Raw genomic sequence first — 3,910 nt, 5'->3', positions numbered from 1 at the left:
TTTGTTAATATCAGAGCGAGTTTCTTCTACAACTGTAAGGTGTTCAATCAGGTTCATTGGTTGCGCCTAGCAATGGGATTGGCGCTATTTGATCATAAATTAGCTAAAAGTGCGATCCCGCCCTGCTAAACCCTCAGTCACATTTAGTTGTTTTTTGATGACGCTAATCCAACACAAAGCGCTTGATGTATATAAATTCAAGTTTAGATGCAGCATATTGAGCAGGCAGGTGTTGATTTAACTATTGTTCTTTTTGGTACTAAAAGGCTCCAACGCTCTTGTTTTTTTGATATGAATCGCTTTTTTTTACTGCGCTTTTGTATATAGTCGGCGCTATTATTACGTCGTCGCAAAAAAGCACTGCCAAACTATGCGATTGTGACTGCTAGTTGTCTCGCGAGTGCAACAGCGGTGGCACTAAACTAATAGTGCAGTAATAAGTGATAGCCCAGCCATTTTGGTTGGGCTTTTTTATTGGAAGGTAGCTCTATGCCTTTGTTTTTAAGCTTTTAACAAAACTAATATGTTCTCAAAATCGAACGGGAGGTTTTTTTGGTTGTTGAAATATTGCGCTCAGAAGCATAAAGCGTTTGGTTAGGTATGCAAATCTGTGCTTTATTTGACCCTTTTTTAGGGTCAATAATTATCGGGCTAAAATTGAGTAAATAAAACGTCCTGTAACAGTAGTTAAAGTGGCACTTTTGCTTCTCACTGAAGGTTGACCCAGCATCCCAGTTAAATTAACTAGTATGCTAATTGTAAAAGGAGGTAATAAAAGGATGGCAGAGCGTTTTGTAGGCGGATGTTTATGTGGGCAGATCCGCTTTACTGCAATAGGAGTACCACATAACCCTCATACATGTTCTTGTAAAATGTGCCAGCGGCATAGCGGTGCGTTAACGCTTGCATGGGTGGAGTTTGCGCGCGATGAAGTAAGTTGGGATGGGGAAGGTGGAATGCCAAAAATCTGGCGTTCGTCACAATACTCATCACGTGCTTTTTGCCCCAACTGTGGCAGTACATTAGGTGAGATTGATGATGCGCCAGTAATTGCCTTGGCATTAGGTGTATTTGATAGTAATAGTCGTCAATCTCTTCAGCCTATATCCCATTCTTACAGTATTAACACATCTACATAACGGAGCGGGAAAAAGTGGCAGGAAGGTACTTATCGTACCTTCAATTACTTGTATAACAGGTTGCTCTGCTCAACTCCGGCCGAACACTTTTCTTAGAGAGTTTTCATACTCTACAGGTGACTGAGCGTTGTTAGCAGAGTGCAGTTAAGCCATCAGACGATGAGGTGCGAAGTATCATCACTCATCAATTTGATTGCCAAAGAATAACTGAAAAGCTTGAAGTTATTAAGAAAATCAATGATGAAAGTGGAAAAGCGCTTATTATCCAGTTTAAACGATAGCAAGCGCAAATCAGTTTAGTTAAGCGCAAGCTTAGCAAGACTTGCGGCGATAGCAGAAAGGGAGAGTAATCGTAATAAAATGATAGCGATATCTGAACTGCCACCTGCAGATGTATTGCGATAAACTAAGGGATAGTCGAAAAATACCATTAAGTAGAGTAAGTCGAAAAGGCCGATTCTGGTGCCATTGAGCTCTACTTTTGTTCCATCTTTTAATAAGATTTCAGCAAAGCATAAATTGGCTGTGGTTTTGAGTTTCCCACTTTTTTTGTCCTTTAACAATAAATAGTGAAAAACAACCTCGCTAATGTTTTCTCTGGCAATTTTTTGCGTGCCACTTGCTCTTCCTTTAATTGCTTGAGGTGAGATAGTTAACTGTTCTTTTGATACATCCATAACCCATTGAGAGCCAAACCCGAACTTTTTATACAGCATGACTCTTTTGGTAAAAAAGATAATTAAAAATGCAAATAAACATGCTGGAAAAGCAATATAGCGTGGGTATGCTCCATCAACAACCGACGCTGTGATAGCTAAGGCAAAGACTAGTAAGGCAAATAAAAACTCAGCGCGACCACTTAGCATACCCAGAGCAGCTATAGAATTGAGCGATACTTGAGACTTATCAGTCAATTCGTTTTTGTTTTTTAAAGAAACGTATTTGAACCACACTTTATCCGTCAGTGATAAGTCTAGTGTGTGCTTGGCTAATGACATAAGTACTTCCTTGGGCTATTTATTTCATTATTTTTCACATCAGTTTATACCCCAAAACTAAAAACAAGAGAAGTTTACTCTTAATTGTATGCGTCACTGTTGTAACTTCACCTAATCGAAGCCCTATGCGGGGGGGGGGTCTAATTTGTTTTTATTGTGAGGTTTTTGTTTTTATTTGTCACTCGCTTGTTTTTTTGTTTGCATTTTGTAACTGCTTGTTTGTTAATCAGTTTTTAGTTGTTTCAAATTGAGAATTATCACCAATTTTCCTTTAATGGGTAAATCTTAAGTGCTAGCATCGCCTCCTTTTGTTATTAATATAGGGACGTGTCATGTCAACATTTAAATATTTGCCACTTGCAATCGCAATAGTCACTTCGGTAGGTTGTTCTTCTGATAAAGTCAAAGAAGTAGAAGTAATAAAAGAAGTCGAGGTAATAAAAGAAGTAGAAGTAATAAAAGAGGTTGAGGTAATTAAAGAAGTTGAGGTAATTAAAGAAGTTGAGGTAATTAAAGAAGTCGAAGTCATGAAGGAAGTGATTTCTGGCCGAGCCAATCAAGGCGGTGTGGTGTTAACATTTGATGATGGTCACTGTGTGGACTCTTGGGTTGAACACGCGCACCTTTTCGAAGAGCACGGAGCGACAGCTACCTTATATGTAAGTAAATATAATAGCGATATGACAGCTAATTTACTTGACTTACAAAGTCGCGGTTTTGAGATCGCTCACCATACAACTTATCATGCAAATGCTGTTGAATGGGCTGAAAAGGAAGGTGTCGAGTCTTGGCTCTCAGGAGCTGTTTTAAATTCGCTTACTACGATGAGAAATGATGGCCTTAACGTAACCGCTTTTGCATTTCCATTCGGTGCATATAATTTAGAATTGAGTGAAGCTTTGAGTGCGGAGTTTACCTCGGTAAGAGGTTATTTAACACCCAAGACAGAAAGCTTGAGGTTTGCGACACAAAGCGATGGCTATTTTTACAATGGTATTGGGATTGATAGTGCTTACTTTGAGCCTCAAGAAAGAGTGTTTGGGGCAATGGAAAGAGCAATGAAAACAGGTCGAGATTTGGTTTTGGTAGGGCATTGTATTGTTGAAGGCGAAGTAACGGATCGCTGGCAGACACCAACAAGCACACTGTTAAAAATATTTGAACATGCAAAAAAGATAGGAATGGAATTCAAAACCATGAACCAGCTGAAGTAATGTTTAACGAAAACTGCGCCACTGCTATCTCATATAACTTATTCAAAGACTTAATCATTAGGTAGCTTAAGCTGTTGTCATTGCTTGCAAGCTTGAGTTTACTCTCAATAGTTTGGTGCTGGCAGTAAATTTAGCTTGCACCATTTGGCTTATCATCTGAATAAAAAATGCTAGTTGATATTTAATAAAAATGAAGTAACCTGCTGTTTATCCATGCCAAGATTAAAGTAGCTGACTTGGGAAAGGACACATATCATCCAACAACTAAATAGCCTAACCTACGGATAATTAATGTCTTTTTAGTAGCTAGTTTTAGTGCTAACTACGTTGAATTCACTTCTGATAGCTAGCCTTTGGGCGCTCAGTAAACTCGGCGAAAACACTGTCAAAAATGTACCGAGGTTGTGCAAAGGGGCAAGTACACGTTCACTGGAGACTGTAACTAATTTTGTGTAATTGCCTATCTCAAATTACCCTATAGATGGGTTAAGGATAGGCAGATGAACATGAATAAGAAAGAACTTGAAGCTTTCGCAAGAGAAGCCGCCAAAGGGATTAA

The 3,910-nt window shown here is 38.9% G+C and carries 3 protein-coding genes; 2 read left to right on the top strand and 1 reads right to left on the bottom strand.

Going from position 1 to position 3,910, the window contains the following annotated elements; all coding sequences use genetic code 11:
- Positions 1-779 precede the first annotated feature (779 nt).
- A complete protein-coding gene (locus F9Y84_RS21695; protein ID WP_147391433.1) occupies positions 780-1,139 on the top strand; it encodes a GFA family protein in 360 nt (119 codons plus the stop codon).
- Positions 1,140-1,435: 296 nt separating this feature from the next.
- On the opposite strand, the gene F9Y84_RS21690 is transcribed toward F9Y84_RS21695, so the two are convergent.
- On the bottom strand, positions 1,436-2,137 hold the full coding sequence (locus F9Y84_RS21690) for a hypothetical protein (RefSeq protein ID WP_147391434.1): 702 nt from the start codon (positions 2,135-2,137) through the stop codon (positions 1,436-1,438).
- Between the two features lie 332 nt (positions 2,138-2,469).
- On the opposite strand from F9Y84_RS21690, the gene F9Y84_RS21685 reads away from it, so the two are divergent.
- Positions 2,470-3,351, top strand: a complete 882-nt coding sequence (locus tag F9Y84_RS21685) for a polysaccharide deacetylase family protein (RefSeq protein ID WP_147391435.1) — start codon at positions 2,470-2,472, stop codon at positions 3,349-3,351.
- The last annotated feature ends 559 nt before the right edge of the window (positions 3,352-3,910 follow it).

This window comes from Pseudoalteromonas peptidolytica (assembly GCF_012641745.1).
In the GTDB taxonomy this organism is placed as follows: domain Bacteria; phylum Pseudomonadota; class Gammaproteobacteria; order Enterobacterales; family Alteromonadaceae; genus Pseudoalteromonas; species Pseudoalteromonas peptidolytica.
The sequence above is the reverse complement of the archived record's forward strand: the minus strand, read 5'-3'. Positions and strand labels throughout refer to the sequence as shown.